The 15,977-nt window shown below is 69.1% G+C and carries 15 protein-coding genes and 1 pseudogene; 4 read left to right on the top strand and 12 right to left on the bottom strand.

Annotated elements, in window-relative coordinates; all coding sequences use genetic code 11:
- Window positions 1–70 precede the first annotated feature (70 nt).
- Genes H7I87_RS12040 through fabG form a run of 5 tightly spaced genes read right to left on the bottom strand, consistent with a single transcriptional unit; the run spans window position 71 to window position 5,153 of the window.
- Window positions 71–763, bottom strand: coding sequence for a GntR family transcriptional regulator (locus tag H7I87_RS12040; protein WP_011724231.1), 693 nt, complete (start codon window positions 761–763; stop codon window positions 71–73).
- Between the two features lie 6 nt (window positions 764–769).
- Complete coding sequence (locus H7I87_RS12035) at window positions 770–1,963, bottom strand: acyl-CoA dehydrogenase family protein (protein WP_003873177.1); 1,194 nt, start codon at window positions 1,961–1,963, stop codon at window positions 770–772.
- A gap of 22 nt (window positions 1,964–1,985) precedes the next feature.
- Window positions 1,986–3,185: a CoA transferase gene (locus H7I87_RS12030; protein WP_003873178.1), complete on the bottom strand. Its 1,200-nt coding sequence runs from the start codon at window positions 3,183–3,185 to the stop codon at window positions 1,986–1,988.
- A 1-nt stretch (window position 3,186) separates the two neighbouring features.
- Complete coding sequence (locus tag H7I87_RS12025; RefSeq protein ID WP_009975768.1) at window positions 3,187–4,407, bottom strand: acetyl-CoA C-acetyltransferase; 1,221 nt, start codon at window positions 4,405–4,407, stop codon at window positions 3,187–3,189.
- Window positions 4,404–5,153, bottom strand: a complete 750-nt coding sequence (fabG, locus tag H7I87_RS12020) for a 3-oxoacyl-ACP reductase FabG (RefSeq protein ID WP_015632616.1) — start codon at window positions 5,151–5,153, stop codon at window positions 4,404–4,406. The genes H7I87_RS12025 and fabG overlap by 4 nt, the downstream gene beginning before the upstream one ends.
- Window positions 5,154–5,320: 167 nt before the next feature.
- On the opposite strand from fabG, the gene H7I87_RS12015 reads away from it, so the two are divergent.
- From H7I87_RS12015 to H7I87_RS12005, 3 genes are read left to right on the top strand one after another with little or no spacing between them, the layout of a single operon-like run.
- Window positions 5,321–6,514, top strand: a complete 1,194-nt coding sequence (locus H7I87_RS12015) for an acyl-CoA dehydrogenase family protein (RefSeq protein ID WP_011724230.1) — start codon at window positions 5,321–5,323, stop codon at window positions 6,512–6,514.
- Window positions 6,514–7,335, top strand: coding sequence for a mycofactocin-coupled SDR family oxidoreductase (locus tag H7I87_RS12010; protein WP_009975763.1), 822 nt, complete (start codon window positions 6,514–6,516; stop codon window positions 7,333–7,335). Before H7I87_RS12015 ends, H7I87_RS12010 begins: the two co-directional genes overlap by 1 nt.
- Window positions 7,336–7,383: 48 nt before the next feature.
- Entirely contained in the window at window positions 7,384–7,812 is a 429-nt protein-coding gene (locus H7I87_RS12005) for a pyridoxamine 5'-phosphate oxidase family protein (RefSeq protein ID WP_033726733.1), read from the top strand.
- A 4-nt stretch (window positions 7,813–7,816) separates the two neighbouring features.
- Here the strand turns inward: H7I87_RS12005 and H7I87_RS12000 are convergent, their stop codons facing one another.
- The 3 genes from H7I87_RS12000 to H7I87_RS11990 form a co-directional block, all read right to left on the bottom strand.
- Window positions 7,817–8,893, bottom strand: a complete 1,077-nt coding sequence (locus H7I87_RS12000) for a phosphotransferase family protein (protein ID WP_023863557.1) — start codon at window positions 8,891–8,893, stop codon at window positions 7,817–7,819.
- 78 nt (window positions 8,894–8,971) lie between these two features.
- Entirely contained in the window at window positions 8,972–10,708 is a 1,737-nt protein-coding gene (locus H7I87_RS11995) for an ABC transporter ATP-binding protein (protein ID WP_011724227.1), read from the bottom strand.
- Window positions 10,705–13,314 (bottom strand): ABC transporter ATP-binding protein/permease, encoded by a 2,610-nt coding sequence (locus H7I87_RS11990; RefSeq protein ID WP_024637120.1) that lies wholly within the window; start codon window positions 13,312–13,314, stop codon window positions 10,705–10,707. Before H7I87_RS11990 ends, H7I87_RS11995 begins: the two co-directional genes overlap by 4 nt.
- Here H7I87_RS11990 and H7I87_RS11985 point away from each other — a divergent pair.
- Entirely contained in the window at window positions 13,261–13,590 is a 330-nt protein-coding gene (locus H7I87_RS11985) for a hypothetical protein (protein ID WP_019732864.1), read from the top strand. The genes H7I87_RS11990 and H7I87_RS11985 overlap by 54 nt on opposite strands.
- A 78-nt stretch (window positions 13,591–13,668) precedes the next feature.
- Here H7I87_RS11985 and H7I87_RS11980 read toward each other — a convergent pair whose 3' ends face one another.
- The 4 genes and pseudogenes from H7I87_RS11980 to H7I87_RS11965 all read right to left on the bottom strand — a co-directional run bounded on the left by H7I87_RS11980 (window position 13,669) and on the right by H7I87_RS11965 (window position 15,973).
- A complete protein-coding gene (locus H7I87_RS11980) occupies window positions 13,669–14,031 on the bottom strand; it encodes a hypothetical protein (protein ID WP_009975755.1) in 363 nt (120 codons plus the stop codon).
- 177 nt (window positions 14,032–14,208) lie between these two features.
- On the bottom strand, window positions 14,209–14,733 hold the full coding sequence (locus H7I87_RS11975; protein WP_023861317.1) for a lipoprotein LppJ family protein: 525 nt from the start codon (window positions 14,731–14,733) through the stop codon (window positions 14,209–14,211).
- A gap of 86 nt (window positions 14,734–14,819) precedes the next feature.
- Window positions 14,820–15,258 (bottom strand): annotated as a pseudogene (locus H7I87_RS11970) (putative alpha/beta hydrolase); the annotation flags it as partial.
- Between the two features lie 481 nt (window positions 15,259–15,739).
- The gene (locus H7I87_RS11965; protein ID WP_129560134.1) at window positions 15,740–15,973 is read right to left on the bottom strand and encodes a hypothetical protein; all 234 of its coding nucleotides are present in this window, start codon (window positions 15,971–15,973) and stop codon (window positions 15,740–15,742) included.
- Window positions 15,974–15,977 lie beyond the last annotated feature (4 nt).

Raw genomic sequence — 15,977 nt, 5'->3', positions numbered from 1 at the left:
CCTCGCTCCGTTCTGTTGCCCCCTTAGGTCGCAGCGTATGCCGCACGCGTCGACAAAGACAACACTCGCGTCAACCGGGGTCCGGCCCGCCGCCGTCGACCACCACACCGCGGGCGACCAGGTGATCGATCAGCGGAACCGCACCGGCGGCCAGGTGCTCCGACATCGCCGCACGGGCCAGCTTGTCGTCCCGCTTTTTCAGCGCGGACAAGATGCGCCGGTGGTCCTTCATCGACTGCTCGGGCCAGCCCTGGATCGCAGGGAACACCGATTCCGGTGCGTAGCGGGTGATTTGGGACATCAGCTGCGCCAGTTTGGGTGAGTCGGCGGCGATGTTGATGGCCCGGTGGAATTCGTGGTTCAGCCGGACAGTGCGCTCGTGCTCGTCGCCGGCGTAGGCGTCCTCCAGCTGCGCCTGGATCTGTTTGAGCTCGCGCAGCTGGTCGTCGGTGATGTTGACCGCCGCACGCGCGGCCAGCTCACCGCCGACGTGCGCCTGCACGTTCGCCACGTCGGTGACGTCGCGCCGGGTGACCGGCAGCACAACGAAGCCGCGCCGGGGCTGCTGGCTGATCAGGCCCTCGGCGCGCAGCGCGAACAGCGCTTCACGCACCGGTGTGACGCTGATCCCGAGTTCGGCGGCCAGCTGATCCAGCCGCACATAGGAGCCGGCGGCGTAACTGCCGTCAAAGATCCGGCCGCGGATCAGATGCGCGACGTCGTCGGAAAGTTGCGGTCGGGCCGCGAAATCCGGAACGCTCATCGTTGCCTACACCCGGTATTCGGCGAGCAGCCGCTTACTGATGATGTTCTTCTGGATCTCGCTGGTGCCCTCGCCGATGAGCAAAAACGGCGCGTCGCGCATCAGCCGCTCGATCTCGTACTCCTTGGAATAGCCGTAGCCGCCGTGGATCCGGAAACTCTGCTGGGTCACTTCGGCGCAGTATTCGCTGGCCAGGTATTTGGCCATTCCGGCGGCGACGTCGTTGCGCTCCCCCGAGTCCTTCAGACGTGCGGCGTTGACCATCATCAGGTGTGCCGCTTCGACTTTGGTGGCCATCTCGGCCAGTTGGAACGCGATGGCCTGGTGCTCGGCGATCGGCTTGCCGAAGGTCTCGCGTTGTTGCGCGTAGCGCACCGCCAGCTCGAAGGCGCGGATCGCGACACCGCACGCGCGGGCCGAGACGTTGACCCGGCCCACCTCGATGCCGTCCATCATCTGGAAGAAGCCCTGCCCCGGCGTGCCGCCGAGGATGTCGTCGGCGGCCGCCCGGTAGCCGTCGAAGATGAGCTCGGTGGTTTCGATGCCCTTGTAGCCCAGCTTGTCGATCTTCCCCGGAATCCGCAGGCCCGCAACGACTTCGCCGAACCCGACCGGCTTCTCGACCAGGAACGCGGTCAGGTTGCGGTGCGGCTTGTCCGAGCCCTCGTCGGTGCGCACCAGCACCGCGATCAGCGTCGAGGTGGCACCGTTGGTGAGCCACATCTTCTGGCCGTCGATGGTGTAGCCGCCGTCCGGATCGCGCCGGGCGCGGGTCCGGATCGCGGCCACATCGGAGCCCAGCTCCGGCTCCGACATCGAGAACGCGCCGCGGGTCTCGCCGACCGCCATCCGCGGCAGGAAGCGCTGCTTCTGTTCGTCGGTGCCGTGCTGGCGCAGCATGTAGGCCACGATGAAGTGGGTGTTGAGCACACCGGAGACGCTCATCCAGCCGCGGGCCAGCTCCTCCACGCACAGGGCGTAGGTCAGCAGCGACTCGCCCAATCCGCCGTACTCCTGCGGGATCATCAGCCCGAACAGCCCCATGTCGCGCATCTGGTCGACGATGTCCTGGGGGTAGGTGTCGGCGCGTTCCAGTTCCGCGGCGTGGGGAATGACTTCCTTGTCGACGAATTGCCGTACGGTGGCGATGATCTCGGTCTGGAATTCGGTCAACCCGAGGGTCTGGGCCAGTCTGGTCATGTGCTGCGTTCCCTTCGGTTGCTCAGCAGGCGATGGTCTTGGCGTCGGCCAGCCGCTCGATGTCCGCGGCGGTGAGCCCCAGCCGCGCGAGGACCTCGGCGGTGTCTTGCCCCAGGGCGGGGGCGGGCGCGCCGGCGGGATGGGTGCCGTCGAACGCGGCCGGCAATCCGGGCGCGAAGTAGTCGCCCAGGCCGGGCTGGTGCAATCGGGAAAACAGCGGATTGGCAGTGACTTTCGGCCCCGCCGCGACCTCGGCGAAGGTGCGGTACCGCTCGAAGAGCACGGTGGTGTGCGACAGCGCGGCGGTGATTTCGTCGGCGGTGTGATCGCCGAACCAGGTGGCGAACAGACCGGAGAGCACGTCGCGGTACCGGTAGCGCTCGCCCTCGGAGCCGAAGTCGACACCCAGCGCATCGGCGAGCGCCGACACCGCCGCGCCGGTGCCCGTCACGTCGAGCAGGTCGCGAAAATGCCGACCGGTCAACGTGACAACCATGAACCTGGCTCCGTCGCGGCTGGTGAAGTCCTGCCCGTACTGGCCGTAGATGGCGTTGCCCAACCGTTCGCGCTGGGTGCCGACGACTTGCGGCTCGGTGAGCAACCCCAGGTTGGCCGCGGTGGCCAGCGCGACGTCCTCCAGCGCCAGGCTGATCCGCGCGCCGGCCCCGGACTGCTCGCGGCGGTGGACGGCGGTGACGACGGACAGCGCGGCATACAGTCCGCAGCACACGTCCCAGGCCGGCAGCACGTGGTTGATCGGGCCGGCGTGCTCGGCCGGGCCGGTGACCAGCGGGTAGCCGATGCCGGCGTTGACGGTGTAGTCCACGCCGGTGGAGCCGTCGCCGCGACCGAGTAGCTGGACGTGGATGACGTCGGCGCGCAGCGCCGCCAGCGCATCGTGGCTCAGCCAGGACAGGCCCGCCGCGTTGGTGACGACGACGCCGTCGCCCTCCACGATCAGTCGCTGCACCAGCCGTTGGCCCTCGGCGGACCGCAAATCGATGGTGGCCGAACGCTTTCCCTTGTTCAGCCCGGTCCAATAGATCGACGTGCCGTCCGCCGCCAGCGGCCAGCGTTGCACGTCGGAAGCGCCGCCGATCGGGTCGACCCGGATCACCTCCGCGCCGAGCTGACTCAGCGTCATGCCGCACAACGGCGCGGCGACGAAGCTGGACACCTCCACCACGCTGAGGCCGTGCAGGGGCAGCCGCGGATCGGTCATCTCAGGCGACCCGCTCGAAGACGGCGGCCAGGCCCTGGCCGCCGCCGATGCACATCGTCTCCAGGCCGTAGCGGGCCTGGCGGCGGGTGAGCTCGCGTGCCAGGGTGGCCAGCATCCGGCCGCCGGTGGCGCCGACCGGATGGCCCAGCGAGATCCCGGAGCCGTGCACATTGGTGCGGTCGTGGTCGGCGGCGCCGAACTTCCATTCCCGCATCACCGCAAGCGCTTGCGCGGCAAAGGCTTCGTTGAGCTCGATGAGGTCGATGTCGGACAGTGACAGCCCCGCCTTGGCCAGCGCCACCTCGGTGGCCGGGACCGGCCCGATGCCCATGATGTGAGGGGCGACCCCGGCCACTGCCCACGACACCAGCCGCACCAATGGCCTCAGGCCGTGCTCGTCGGCCTTCTCCGGCGTGGTCACCACGCACATCGAGGCCGCGTCGTTCTGCCCGCTGGCGTTGCCCGCCGTGACGGTGGCCTCTGGATCCTGTTCCAGCAGAACGGGTTTGAGCTTGCTCAGCGACTCCACCGAGGTATCCGCGCGCGGGTGTTCGTCGGTGTCGATCAGCTCGTCGCCGTGCCGGGTGGGCACCGCGACGGCGATGATCTCCTGGGCCAGGATGCCGTCTTTCTGCGCGGCCACCGCGCGCTGGTGTGACCGCACCGCCAGCTCGTCCTGCTCCTGGCGGGAAATGCCGTACTGGCGGCGCAGATTCTCGGCCGTTTCCAGCATGCCGCCGGGCACCGGGTAGCGCCGGCCCCCGGCCGTGGTGCGTCCGCGGGCCAGCCCGTCATGCACCCGCACACCGCTGCGGGCGCCGCCCCAGCGCATGTCGGTGGAGTAGAAGGCGACGTTGCTCATGCTTTCGCAGCCGCCGGCGATGACCAGATCGTGATCGCCGTTGCGCACCTGCAGGCAGGCCTGGATCACGGCTTGCAGTCCCGAGCCGCAGCGCCGGTCGACCTGCATGCCCGGAACCGTCACCGGCAGACCGGAATCCAGTGCCACGACGCGTCCGATCGCCGGCGCCTCGCTGCTGGGATAGCAGTGCCCGAGAATGACGTCCTGCACGGCCTCGGGGGGCAACCCGGTTCGCTGCAACAGCCCACCGAGCGCCGCGACGCCGAGGTCGACGGCGGTGAGCGCCTTGAACATTCCCCCGTAGCGGCCGATCGGCGTCCGGACGGGCTCGCAGATGACGGCTTCGCGGACCGCGCTCACAGGTGCCGGCCGCCCGTGATCTCCATGACGGTGCCGGTCATGTACGACGACATGTCGGAGGCCAAAAACAGCGCCACGCTGGCGACCTCGCTGGGCTCGCCGGCCCGGCCCATCGGCACCTCGGCCACCTTGGAGTCCCAAATGCGTTGCGGCATGGCCTCTGTCATCGCCGAGCGGATCAAACCGGGGGCGATCGCGTTCACCCGCACACCCAGGTAGGCCAGCTCCTTGGCGGCCGCCTTGGTCATGCCCACGATGCCGGCCTTGGCCGCCGAGTAGTTGGTCTGGCCGACCATGCCGACCTTGCCCGACACCGAGGACATGTTGATGATGGCGCCGCGCTTGTTTTCCCGCATGATCGCCGCCGCCAACCGGGTGCCGTTCCAGGTGCCCTTCAAGTGCACGGCGATGACCTGATCGAACTGCTCCTCGGTCATCTTGCGCATGGTGGCGTCCCGGGTGATCCCGGCGTTGTTGACCATGATGTCCAGGCCGCCGAACCGCTCGACGGCGGTCTGGATCAGCGTTTCGACCTCGGACGACTTGGTGACGTCGCAGCGCACGGCCAGCGCCACCTGGTCACCGCCCAGCTGTTTGGCCGCGGTTTGCGTCGCCTCCAGATTGACGTCGCCGAGGACGACCCGCGCCCCTTCGGCGACGAACCGTTCGGCGATCGCGAACCCCAAACCTTGTGCGCCACCTGTGATGACCGCGGTCTGACCACTGAGCAAGGACACCTGTACCACGCCTCCCTTGAATTGGCCCCCGGCCGGGGGTGCCCGACGTCCGAATATCATATTTCATATAGGATCTGCCTCGATGCCGGGTACCCGGCCCGGGCCGACGGAGGGGCCCGCCCCCTGCGGCGCAGGGATCCCGACCAGATAGGTGCCAGAAGAGGGAGCGTCCGCAGATGACCAGCGCTGAAGTCGCCGAGGTCTCGGAGCAGGATTTCGGCGAGATCCTGGCCCAGACCCGCCAGTTCGTCCGCACCGCCGTGGTGCCCCGCGAGCAGGAAATCCTGGACGGCGACCGGGTGCCCGACGACCTGCGCGACCAGGCCAAGAAGATGGGGCTGTTCGGGTACGCCATCCCCCAGCAGTGGGGCGGGCTCGGCCTCAACCTGATGCAAGACGTCGAGCTGGCGATGGAATTGGGCTACACCTCGCTGGCGCTGCGTTCGATGTTCGGCACCAACAACGGCATCGCCGGTCAAGTGCTGGTCGGCTTCGGCACCGAGGCGCAAAAGGCTCGCTGGCTCGAGCCGATGGCGGCCGGCGACGTCGTCGCCTCCTTCGCCCTGACCGAACCCGGCGCCGGGTCCAACCCGGCCGGCCTGCGCACCAAAGCCGTTGCCGACGGCGACAATTGGGTGATCTCCGGGCAAAAGCGCTTCATCACCAACGCGCCCGTCGCCAACCTGTTCGTGGTGTTCGCCCGCACCCGGCCGGCCGACGACCAGGGACCCGGAATCGCCGTCTTCCTGGTTCCGGCGGACGCGGCGGGTGTGCAGATCGGCGCCAAGGACGCCAAGATGGGCCAGGAGGGCGCCTGGACCGCCGATGTCAGCTTCGACGACGTCCGGGTCGGGGGCGACGCGCTGATCGGCGGCAGCGAGGACATCGGGTATCGCGCGGCGATGACCTCGTTGGCGCGCGGACGGGTGCACATCGCCGCCCTCGCGGTCGGCGCCGCGCAACGCGCGCTCGACGAATCGGTGTCCTACGCCTCCACCGCGACACAGGGCGGCACACCGATCGGAAACTTCCAGCTGGTGCAGGCCATGCTGGCCGACCAGCAGACCGAGGTGCTGGCCGGGCGCGCGCTGGTGCGCGAGGCCGCCCGGCTGTGGGTGACCGGCGAGGACCGCCGCGTGGCACCGTCGGCGGCCAAGCTGTACTGCACCGAAATGGCCGGCCGGGTGGCCGATCTCGCGGTCCAGGTGCACGGCGGCAGCGGCTACATGCGCGGTGTCCCGGTGGAACGCATCTACCGCGACGTGCGCCTGCTGCGGCTCTACGAGGGCACCAGCGAGATACAGCGTCTGATCATCGGGTCGAACCTCGTCAAGGCGGCCCAGCGAGCCACTACCACGAAGGAGCGCTGATGGCCGGAAAGCTCGAGGGGCGAGTAGCTTTCATCACCGGGGCGGCCCGCGGCCAGGGCCGTGCGCATGCGGTCCGGATGGCCGCCGAGGGCGCCGACATCATCGCCGTCGACATCGCCGGCAAGCTGCCCTCGTGCGTTCCCTACGATCCGGCGAGCCCGGAGGACCTGAGCGAAACCGTGCGCCTGGTCGAGGCCGCGAACCGCCGGATCGTCGCCGCGGTGGTGGACACCCGCGACTTCGACGGGCTGCGAAAGGTGGTGGACGACGGCGTGGCCGCGTTGGGGCGCCTCGACATCATCGTCGCCAACGCCGGGGTCGCGGCCCCCCAGGCCTGGGACGACATCACCCCGGAAGACTTCCGCGACGTCATGGACATCAACGTCACCGGCACCTGGAACACGGTGATGGCCGGCGCGCCCCGGATCATCGAGGGCGGCCGCGGCGGCTCCATCATCCTGATCAGTTCGGCGGCGGGAATGAAGATGCAGCCGTTCATGATTCACTACACGGCCAGCAAGCACGCGGTGACCGGGCTGGCGCGGGCGTTCGCCGCGGAGTTGGGCAAGCATTCGATCCGGGTCAACAGCGTCCATCCCGGACCGGTGAACACGCCGATGGGCTCGGGCGACATGGTCACCGCGGTGGGCCAGGCCATGGAGACCAACCCGCAGCTGTCGCACGTGCTGACACCGTTTTTGCCCGACTGGGTCGCCGAGCCGGAGGATATCGCCGACACGGTGTGCTGGTTGGCCAGCGACGAATCGCGCAAGGTCACCGCCGCCCAGATCCCGGTCGATCAGGGCTCGACCCAGTACTGAGCGCCGGCCCCGGGAATAGATCACGCGCGTCGCGCACTTGCAGGCCACATGAAACCCTTCAGCGAATCCGAACGCCAGGAGTTCCTCGCCGGCACACACGTCGCGGTCCTATCGGTCGAGGCCACCGACGGCCGCCCGCCGGCCGCCGTCCCGATCTGGTACGACTACACCCCCGGCGGCGACATCCGGATCATGACCGGGGCGTCCAGTCGCAAGGCCCGGCTCATCGAGCGGGCGGGCAAGGTCACTGTGGCGGTCCAGCGCGAGGAGCCGCCGTATCAGTACGTGGTGGTGGAGGGCACCGTCGTCGACGCCACCAAGCCGGCCCCGTCCGACGTGCAATTGGCCGTCGCCATCCGTTACCTGGGCGAGGAGGGTGGGCGCGCGTTCGTGCAAAGCCTGGAGGGTGTCGAGGAGGTGCTATTCACCATCCGGCCCGACCGCTGGCTGAGCGCCGACTTCACCGGCGACCTCTGAGGCGTCAGCCGATCAGCTCGAGGGTGCCCAGCTCGCGGATCGCCCGGCAGCCGCGGCCCAGCATGGTCAGCACCATGTCGTCGCCGCGCTCGGTGGCCGCGGCGAACGCGAACCCCAGCGCGGAGATCAGCGGCGCCTGCAGCACCCCGAGCCGGTAGTCGCGCCAACAGGTTTCGCGGTCGTAGCCGTTGACCCCACCGGCCACCAGCGCGCGGTGGTAGTCGGCGACGAGCTCTTCCTCGATGGCCGCGCGCAGCGGCGAATCCAGGCTGGTCGCGGTGAAGTAGGCAAGGTCGCGGGCCGGAAGGCCGACGCCGAGCGTCTGCCAGTCGACCACGCTCACCCTGGTTCGGTCCGGGTCGAACAGCAGGTTGTCCAGCCGGTAGTCGCCGTGCAGCAGGGCGAACCGGTCATACTCGGACAGCAGCCACGGCGCGATCACACCCATTGCCGCGGCGAAGGTTTCGCGGTCTTCGGCGCTCATCCGATCGCCCAGCCGCTCCAGCGTGATGTCGGCGCTCATCTTCGCCACCTCCCCCATGCCGCCCGCCCCGGCTTCGTCGGGCCGCCCGAACGCGATGCCCGGGAAGTCGAGCCACACCGGGTCACACCAGCTGGGCGCGTGCAGACCGGCCAGCGCGGTGACCGCAAGCCGCGCCTCGGTTTCACCGCAGCCCAACAGCTGATCGCCCTGCACCGCCGGCGCCTGATCGGCCAGCAGCAGGGCGAAATCCATTGCGTCCTCGGTGATCTCGGAGTAGAAGCAGCGCGGTGTCGGCACCTGCACCCGGTCGGCCACCGAGGAGTAGAACGCGCATTCGCTGCGGTAGCCGATGACCACCCGGTCGCGCACGGTGTCGTCCTGAGCGGGAAGTTTGATCACGAAGGTCTGCGGCAGGTCACCGGGATCGGTGGCGTAGCGGGCCGTCACCCGGTAGGTGGCCCCGGTCTGCCCGGTGCCGATCGCGGCCACGTCCACCTCGGCGACCTCGACGGGAGCGCCGCGCCCGCTCAGCGCCGCCGACAGCCACTGCGGGGTGACGTCGCCGGGGTAACGCGGTATCGACAGCACAGCACTCATCGCGGCACGCCTCCTGGATGCAGATCCGACTGACAAACTGTAAGGCATACCGCAAGAGTTGCGGTCAACCGCGGTGAGCTAACCGGCCGGAATCCGCCATTCGGCGGCCTCGTGCTGCTGCCGCCAGAATTCGGCGAAACGCCCGCCCGCGGCGCGCAATTCGTCGACCGTTCCGTCCTCGACCACCCGTCCGTGGTCGAGGAACAGGACGCGGTCGGCGTGCCCGATGCTGGCCAGCCGGTGCGCCACGATGATCTGGGTGCGCGAGCGCGGGTCGGCGGTGAGCGCGTCGACGACCGCCGCCTCGTTCTCGGTGTCCAGCGCGCTGGTCGCCTCGTCGACCAGCAGTATGGGCGCCGGTTTGAGCAGTGCGCGGGCGATGCTGACGCGCTGGCGTTCACCGCCGGACAGCGCCGAGCCGGCCTCCCCGACCACGCTGTCGGCGCCGTCGGGCAGTCGTGCGACGAGCTCGTCGACGCGGGCCAGCGCCACCGCGCGCGCGTAGGCGTCGTCGCCGGCGCCGGGATCACCGGCCAGCACGTTGTCGCGGATGGAGCCGTGGAACAGGTAGGGGTGCTGGAACACCACGCTGCTGGCCGCGCGGCGGGATTCGGCGTCCAGCGTCGCCGCGTCCACGCCGTCGATGCGCACCCGGCCCCGGGTGGGCTCGTGCAGTCCGGCGATCAACGCCAAAATGGTGCTCTTGCCCGATCCGGACGGTCCGACGATCGCCGTCGTGCTGCCCGGCTCCAACGAGAAGCTCACCCCATCGAGCACCGGCACGCTCGCCCCGTCGTAACGGAAGACGACGTCGTCGAACTCGATGCGCGGCGCCGCGGTACCCGGCAGGGACGCCGAGCCGGCGTTCATTTGCGGCGCGGTGAGCACGGCGCGGATGTTGTCGAGCGTGGCGCGGGTGCTCTCCAGTGCGGGCGCCAGCTCGCTGATGGTGGTGAACGGCTCGAGGTAGCGCACGATGACGACGATCAGCGCGATGGCCTCGGCCACCGTCAGCGTGCCGTTGACGGTCAGCGCGGTGGCGGCCCCGGCCAGCAGGATCAGGGCCAGCTGGCTGGCCAGGCTGAACAGCAGCTGGCCCGGGACCTGCATGGCCAGCAGGCGCATCGTCGCGCCGTGCTGGGCGGCCAGCGCGTCGCCGACCAGGCTGCGCGCCGGCTCGACGCGCCGCGCGGCCCGCAGCGCCTGCTGGGTGCGGGCGAACTCGATGATCCGCTCGGTGAGCGCGCTATTGGCTTCGGCGGCAGTCGAATCGGCGCGCCGCGCCAGGCGCGCCGACGCCCACAGCGCGCCCAGCATCAGCGGCAGCCCGCCCAGCGCGGCCAGCCCCAGTTGCCAGGACACCGGCACTAGCGCCACCGCGATGGCGGCGGGCAGCAGCACCGCCGAGATCAGCGGCGTGAGCAGGTTGACCACCAGGCCGACCAGTTCCGGACCGGTGGCCGCGATGGCCTGCCGGGCCGTCGCGGTGTGCTCGACGGTGAACCAGTCCAGCCGCACCCCGGGCAGCCGGTCGGCCACATCGTGCTGGCTGTGGTCGAGCACCGCGAAACCCAGGTTGAAGCCGATGCGTGCGGTGGCGGTGTCGATCGCCCAGCCGATCGCGGTGGCGGCGGTCAGCCAGCCCAGCCAGACCAGCGCCCGGTGCGGGGCGCCGCTGAACAGCGCGCCCACCAGCGGCACCAGCAGAACGGTGGCCACCGCGCGCACCGCGACGGACAGCAGGGCCAGGACGGTATAGGCGACGACCTTGTTGCGGCGGTCCGCCGGGACCAGGCTCAGCCAGGTGCGAATCATCGGGCAACCTCCCCCGCCGTGCCGACGGTCACCGCGCCGCGCCGACCGCCCTCCCACAGCCGCCGGTAGCGGCCGTCGGCGGCCAGCAGTTCCTCGTGCCTGCCGCGCTCGACGATGCGGCCGTGGTCGAGCACGACGATCTGGTCGGCCCGGGTGATGGTGTGCAACCGGTGGGCGATCACCAGCACGGTGCGGTCCCGCGTCAAGCGGTTAAGTGCTTGCTGCACAAGGTATTCCGATTCCGGATCGGCGAACGCGGTGGCCTCGTCGAGGATCAGGATCTCGGTGTCGGCCAGGATGGCGCGGGCGATGGTGAGGCGTTGCCGCTCCCCGCCCGAGAGCCCGACGCCGGCGCCCAGCACGGTGTCATAGCCGTGCGGTAGCCGCATGATGCGGTCGTGGATCTGCGCCTCGCGCGCGGCTTGCTCGATCTGCGCGGCGGTGGCGTCGGGCACCGCCAGGGCGATGTTCTCCGCGACCGTCCCGTGCACCAACTGCGTCTCCTGCAGCACGAATCCGACCCGGGCGTAGAGCTCGTCGGCCGTCATCGACCGAATGTCGCGCCCCCCAACGGTTATCGAGCCCCGGTCGACGTCGTGGAAGCGGGCCAGCAGGGCGGCCAGCGTCGACTTGCCGGATCCCGACGGGCCGACCAGCGCGGTGAGGGTGCCGGGCCGCAGCGTCAGCGACACGTCGTGGATCACCGGAACGTCGGGGCGGTAGCCGAAACCGACGTTGTCGAACACCACCGCCTGCGCCGACTCCCCGGTGGGCTCGCCCGGCTCGCGCACCTCGAGTTCGTGTTCGTCGAGCGTGTTCTGCAGGCGCCGGGCCGCCAGCATGCCGGCCCGGATACCGCCGAGGCCGTAGGCGATGCCGAGCAGTCGTGCGCCAAAGGTGGTGCCCAGCAACAGGAACGGCAGCAGATTCACCGGATCCATCCGGCCCGCGACCACGAGCAGGGTGCCGACGGCCGCGATGAGCCACAGGAAGGTCGAGGGACGGGTGACCAGGTCCATGAAGGTCTTCTTGCCGGCCAGCGGGCGCTGCCAGGCGACCAGGAAGCCGACGTACTCGTCGAGGCGGCGCCGGAAACTCGATGCGGCGGCACCACCGAAGACCCGGATCACCGGCTGGCCCTCCAGGTAGGCGCCGGCCTCGTCGCTCATCGTCTCGGCCCAGCGCTGCGACTGCGGGATGCGGGGCCCCGACTGGATCGTCAGCGACGACGTCAGCACCAGGTAAACCAGCACCGGCACGAACAGCACCAGCGCCACCCGCCAGTCGACCGCGAACAGGTAGACCAGCACCGCGACCGGCGCCACCACCGCGGCGACCGCGTCCGGGATGGCGTGGGTGACCAGGTAGTGCAGCGACAGCGTGTCGTCCTGCAGCAGCTGCTTGATGGAGCCCGATCCGCGGGCGGTGAACCAGCCCAGCGGCAGCCGGGAAAGCTTGCGCAGCAAGGCCGAACGAAGGTCACGGGCGAACCGCGCGTCGACGACATGCAGCCACAACGTGAGCGCGGCGCCCAGCAACGCCCCCAGACCCAGCAGCGACACCGCGGCGATGCCGACGTCCCACAGCCGGGCGGCGGGCGCCCCGGCCACCAGGCGCCGGACCAGCTCGACCAGCAGCACGAACGGCGCCAGTTGGATCAGCGTGATCACCGCCTGCAGCACGCCGGACAGGATCAGCGCCCAGCGCAGCGGTGCCAGCAACCGGCCGGCGGCCTGGGTGCGCCAGTTTCCGCGCGCCGCCGGCACCGGCGCGGCCTCGGGCTGACGTTGGGGCGAATCGACCTGTGCCGCAATGTCTTCCGCGGCTTCGGTGCCGCCGTCGGTGGTCGCCGACTCGTCCCCGCGGCGGGTGCCCATCGCGCGCCCTGCGCTCCAGTAGGCCTGGGCGTGCACCTCGGACTTGGGGAAGCCGAACTCGTCGCGCAGCCGGGCGCGCACGTGCTTGAGCGTGGTGGCCTCGGGAGTCGCCCACGCGTACCAGTTGGACCAGTCGCGGCTTTCCAGTGCCGCGGCAAGCGATTTCTCGTCGCGCCGGGCGACCCAGTGCACCCGCAGCCGGGGGTGCACGGCAATCGGGATCAGGGTGTCGTCGTCGTGGTGCTGTTCGAGGTACATCTCGATCGGGACGTCGTCGGGGACGACGCCGATGATGCCGTTCATTCCGGGGATGGATGCCGAGTCGCCGATCAGCAGGTAGCCGGCGGGCTGCTCGTCGGGCACGTCGAACCGGGACGAGCCCATCAGCGCCATCACGGCGATGGTGGCGCCGGGCTGCACGGTGCGCGCCCACCGCGACGCCGGCCCGGCGGGGTCGTGCAGCACGACGTCGACCGCGAACCGTCCGGCGGTGGGGTCGGCCTCCGAAATCGTGTAGGCGCGCTGGAATTCGGTTTTCGACCCGTCCGGGTCCGGGAACCAGAACCGTAGCCAGGCGGCGGGCTCGGCATCCACGTCCTCGAAGAGCGTGGGCGAGGTCATGCGGACCCGCACGAAATGCGGTGCGATCCGCACGGTTTCGAGCACCGTCGCGGTGTGGTCGCGGGCGCCGAAGCTGCGCAGCATCACACCCTGGAGGCCGCGGGCCATGAGCGCTCCTTTCTCGCGGCGCGCCGGACACCGGCCTCGCCGATCCGACGCCCGGGCAGCATCGTCGCCGCCGGGGCCGCGGCCAATCCCGGTCTCGTCACCCGGGCGTGCCCGGGTGGGTGGCATCCCCGTTCGCCGACCACCGGCCAGCCGCTCACGACTCGGTACGTCACCCACAAACTAAGGGTTGCCTTACCAAAGGTCAACCTGCGGGCCCGGCCGCTGCCGGCCCGGCTGCGCGACTGGCTCTACGACCGGGTCGCCGACGTCCGGTAGCGCCTGTTCGGTAAGTACGACACTCGTCCGCTGCCGGCGCCCGACGTGCGGGCCCGGTTCATCGAGGACTGGCCGGCGTCAGTCGCTGGCCGACGCCGGAGAGGCCAGGTCGGCGGCGGATTCCCGGCGCTTGCGCTCGGCCAGCTTGCGGTCCTCCGCCGCCGCCTGACGGTGCTTGATCGCCGACGCGCGGTGCATGTCCACCTCCGGCACGCCCTGTTGGACCGTCCAGTCCTGCGTCTTGGCGACCCGTTCGTGTTGGACGGCGGATTCCTCGAAACTGCGCGCCGCCGACAGTCCCGCGCGGGCGGCGCGTTCCCGCGCCTTCGCGGCCCTGAGTTCGGCGAGCTCGACATCTTCTGCGCTGACGGCCTCTTCGCCGTGTGGTGTTGACTCGTATCCGGTGGGCATGGCGTCTCCCTCATATCCCGTGAGGTCCATGTACCCGGCAGGACGTGTTTGACGCCTACCAGTCCGCAGGATTTCGGTGGCGCTGTACCGGCACCGTGTCGAGGGAACTAGCCGACCAGCTCGCCCATGACGTCGCGACCAGCCTGGAAGTTCGCAAAAGTCCCTGAGCAATAACTTTCGGTCAGGTTTGTCCCACTCGGCCTTTTGTCACTGAGGCTGGATTTCCTTGCTGACGTCGACGGGAGACGTCGAGCCGTCAGTGCGGTGGTCGGTGGTGTCGCGGCATTCGCCGTTGATGTCGGCGCCGACATGCCGGTGATAGACGGTGCTGGGCCCGGCTTGCGGCGCGATCGTCAGGATGACGATGACGCCGTTCTTCTTCAGCGTTGCGCCGTGCGATACGAAGTCGGAATCGGTGCTCCACCCGTCGGCGACGAGGCCCTTGATGACTGCTTGCGGGTCGACGGCCTGGTTGTGCGGCACTCCTGGCATCCAAAACGACAGGTTGACAACACCGCGAAAAGGCGCCTCGCCCTGGTCATTACACGACTCGTAGCTGAAGTTCGCTTCGGTCACTTCAGCGTGGAGCGCCTGGACGATGTCGCGGGCGGCGGCGATGACCTGAGCCCGCGCCTGTGGCGGCGCGATGGGGTTGCGCACTTCAGAACAGCCACTCAGGAGCAGGCTGACAGCTGACGCCGCAACCGCGATTCTGGCTCCCAAGGTCCACACTCGTCACTTCCCTTCTGAAACGGTATTCCTCATCCACCGGGGGCGCTGTGTGTGTGCCCGGTGGTTGCCTGCCCACCCACATGATTGGGATGGCCGTATTGCAGGTCATGCTCAGCAGCGTCGATCACATTGTCGAGGCCCTGCAACTCGTCTTCCAACAAGCCGACTCGTTGCGTCCCCGCCTTCTGCGCTTCAGCCAGCGCGGCGGCGATGTTCTTCCAGATCGGTGCCGATCTTGGGAAGTTGCTCCGACTGCGCGCCAAGGGATTTGACGAGGCGCTGCACTTCGGCGGAGTCGTTGATCGGGTGGTCGCCGTTCTGGTGATTCCAGGCCGCGTCGAAGCGTTTCCGGGCTTGCTCGAATGCGTGATCGGCTTCGGCCGTGTGGCGTCCGGCTCCGTGGAAAGCCTCAGCGAGGCTGGATATTTGAGAGGGGCTGCCGGCCTGAAGGCTCTGGTTGATCGCCCACGGATCGCCGCCGGCTTCCGCGATCAGCTCGGCGACGCTCAACCACTTCAGCTGCACTGCCGCGCCCGAGTTTTCGCAGTTCTCCCCGTCGCCCTGCGGCCGTGCGTCGGACATTGCGACCGGGCCAACCTAGCGAGCATCGCCCATCCCTTTCCCCGCCAGCTTGATGACCCACGCTAGTACCGCACGTCAGGCGTCACGGCTGATACCGCCGCGCCTAGCAACACCGGTTTGGGCGGCCGCGGCGCGTTCATCGAGCAGCGCGTCCAGCAATGCAGCTCGCCCAAGTTACTCGTGAGTTGTGGCCAAAATGCGGCCACGGAGCGGCCAGAGAGAACATGAAAACCGCTGTCTACCTGCATGAATTCCCTTACCGCATCGGTGCGGGCGGAGGGACTCGAACCCTCTACAGCTATGCAGGTCAGAGGCTCAAATAGCCGTCTAGCTGCGCAAACACGCTACGCGACTTAACGCTAGTTATCTGTAACTGTCGGATTTTTGTGCTCAAAATGTGCTCACGAGGGTGTTTGCCGACCGTTCAACGGACCCGCCCGGATGCCGATTCACCGGGACCGACCACTTGAAAGCTGTAAGACCACACCATCACGGCGTCATTGCCAAGATCGGCCTGACCACCATCCAGGATGAGATCAAAGACGTGCTCACCTTCGGCGACAGTCGACCACGCTTGCGCAAGAGCCGCGTCGTACGCCCGTTGTGCGGACCCCCGGTTGTTTGGCAGGCGGATTTTGCCGTACCGCAGCTCGCTCATGCGC

The sequence above is a fragment of the Mycobacterium timonense genome (genome assembly GCF_025821985.1).
Classification (GTDB): domain Bacteria; phylum Actinomycetota; class Actinomycetes; order Mycobacteriales; family Mycobacteriaceae; genus Mycobacterium; species Mycobacterium avium.
This window is presented reverse-complemented; position numbering and strand designations above follow the sequence as displayed.

What these genes read in the sequence shown, in the direction of transcription:
- H7I87_RS12010 (WP_009975763.1), top strand. Translation starts at nt 6,514, where the DNA reads ATGGCCGGAAAGCTCGAGGGGCGAGTAGCTTTCATCACCGGGGCGGCC.
- H7I87_RS11965 (WP_129560134.1), bottom strand. Translation starts at nt 15,973, where the DNA reads ATGAGCGAGCTGCGGTACGGCAAAATCCGCCTGCCAAACAACCGGGGG.
- H7I87_RS12005 (WP_033726733.1), top strand. Translation starts at nt 7,384, where the DNA reads ATGAAACCCTTCAGCGAATCCGAACGCCAGGAGTTCCTCGCCGGCACA.
- H7I87_RS12000 (WP_023863557.1), bottom strand. Translation starts at nt 8,893, where the DNA reads ATGAGTGCTGTGCTGTCGATACCGCGTTACCCCGGCGACGTCACCCCG.
- H7I87_RS12015 (WP_011724230.1), top strand. Translation starts at nt 5,321, where the DNA reads ATGACCAGCGCTGAAGTCGCCGAGGTCTCGGAGCAGGATTTCGGCGAG.
- H7I87_RS12035 (WP_003873177.1), bottom strand. Translation starts at nt 1,963, where the DNA reads ATGACCAGACTGGCCCAGACCCTCGGGTTGACCGAATTCCAGACCGAG.
- H7I87_RS11980 (WP_009975755.1), bottom strand. Translation starts at nt 14,031, where the DNA reads ATGGACCTCACGGGATATGAGGGAGACGCCATGCCCACCGGATACGAG.
- H7I87_RS12040 (WP_011724231.1), bottom strand. Translation starts at nt 763, where the DNA reads ATGAGCGTTCCGGATTTCGCGGCCCGACCGCAACTTTCCGACGACGTC.
- H7I87_RS12030 (WP_003873178.1), bottom strand. Translation starts at nt 3,185, where the DNA reads ATGACCGATCCGCGGCTGCCCCTGCACGGCCTCAGCGTGGTGGAGGTG.
- H7I87_RS11990 (WP_024637120.1), bottom strand. Translation starts at nt 13,314, where the DNA reads ATGGCCCGCGGCCTCCAGGGTGTGATGCTGCGCAGCTTCGGCGCCCGC.
- H7I87_RS11995 (WP_011724227.1), bottom strand. Translation starts at nt 10,708, where the DNA reads ATGATTCGCACCTGGCTGAGCCTGGTCCCGGCGGACCGCCGCAACAAG.